Raw genomic sequence first — 1,637 nt, forward strand, 5'->3', positions numbered from 1 at the left:
CGCCAACCAGCGAGCCCAACTGGAGGCGATTCATGCCGCCGCGGTCACGGAAGCGCTGGAGTTCCTGCGCGACGAAGAGCTGGTCGAGGTTAGGCTGGGTGCCGGCGGATATCGCCGCGAGAATCCGACGGACCTCATGGTCGCGCGGTTCAATCACTATACGACCCGGGCTGGTGATCCCAATTGCCACACACACTGCGTGCTATTGAACGTGGCTGCATCTCTTGATAGCAAACATCGCACCCTCGAGCCGGAGCGACTGTTTTCGTGGCAGGTCGTGATCGGCAGTGCGTTCAGAACGGCTTTGGCCGAGCGCCTCACCCGCGAACTCGGCGTGTCCTTACGCGGAGCCGGACAGGGTCAGTTCGAGATCCGTGGCATCCCGGAGGAGGTGATCGCGGCGTTCTCGAAACGCTCGGCGGCGATCGAGGTGGCCATTGGCGGTGACCGCGGTTCGGCATCCGGAGCCCAGAAGGAGATCGCGGCATTGGCAACCCGTGGCGCCAAAGCCGATGTTCCGACCGGCACGGCGCTGGAGGCACGCTGGCGCGACGAACTCGTCCCGTTCGAGATTGATCCATGGGCGGCCGTCCGGCAAGCAGCCAACACGCCGGTTCGCGCGGCAGAGTATGAGCACGACCGGGATGCCGAGCAGGACATCATGTTCGATCCACCTGAGATCGTCGGCGAGACACCAGTGGCCCGCGCGGCCTCCAAATTGTTCCGGCATCAGAACGTCCTCGACCGCAAGAGCCTGATCGAGCAGGCCCTCGACGAGGCGGCGTTGCAGGGAATCGGGATCGCGGCAGTCCGAGCCGAGCTCGCGGATCTAGAGGCGCAAGGCCAGCTTCTGCGTCTGGTCGCCGACGACCGTGACGCGTGCTGGACGACGCCAGGGATCGCCTCCGCAGAAGCTACACTTCTGCGTGCTGCCGATCGTCCTGTGACGGGGGCGCGCTTCCGGCCGGAGATCGTGAGCGCGGCGCTGGCCGCTTCACCGATGCTCTCGCAGGAACAGCGCGACGCGGTCTCGCATGTCACCAGCCCCGATGCTGCCGGTGTCACGGTTCTGGAAGCCGGTGCCGGGACGGGCAAGACGACCACCGCCAAGGTCATCGTAGAGGCGGCGCAAAAATCAGGACTGACTGTCATCGGTCTGGCGCCGAGCTGGACCGCTGCCGACGAACTCAAAGCCTCGACCGGGATCGAGACCTTCGCCATCGCCAAATGGCGTTACGACCTCGAACACGGACGGATTCCGGCGCTCGCCGCCGACACGGTCGTGCTGTGCGACGAGGCCGGGATGATCGGTACGCGTGATCTAGCCTTCGTTTTCTCGACCGTGGCGGCGGCGCCGAACGGTGGCGGTCGCACAATTCTTCTGGGCGATAGACGTCAATTGGCATCCGTCGCCGGAGCCAGCGCTCTGCGGTCCGTGGTCGACGTGCTCGGTCGTCATGCAACCCTCGCCGAAGTCCGCCGGCAGCAGGTGCCCTGGCAACGCGCCGCCTCGACCCTGATGGCCCGCGGCGACGTCGAGGCGGGTCTGCGGGCCTATGCAAGGCATGACCGGATCGAACTCGTCTCGGGGGCAGCCACCTCTCAAGCGCGCGCCATCGCGCTCTGGAGCGAGGCGC

1 protein-coding gene is annotated in these 1,637 nt (G+C 66.0%); it reads left to right on the forward strand.

All coding sequences use genetic code 11. The features are described from left to right. Positions 1-64: 64 nt before the first annotated feature. Positions 65-1,637, forward strand: a 1,573-nt coding sequence (gene mobF / locus G3T14_RS24075; RefSeq protein WP_246733539.1) for a MobF family relaxase, incomplete at its 3' end; no start/stop codon positions are given.

Origin of the sequence: Methylobacterium sp. BTF04 (genome assembly GCF_010692745.1) — a bacterium.
Taxonomy (GTDB): Bacteria; Pseudomonadota; Alphaproteobacteria; order Rhizobiales; family Beijerinckiaceae; genus Methylobacterium.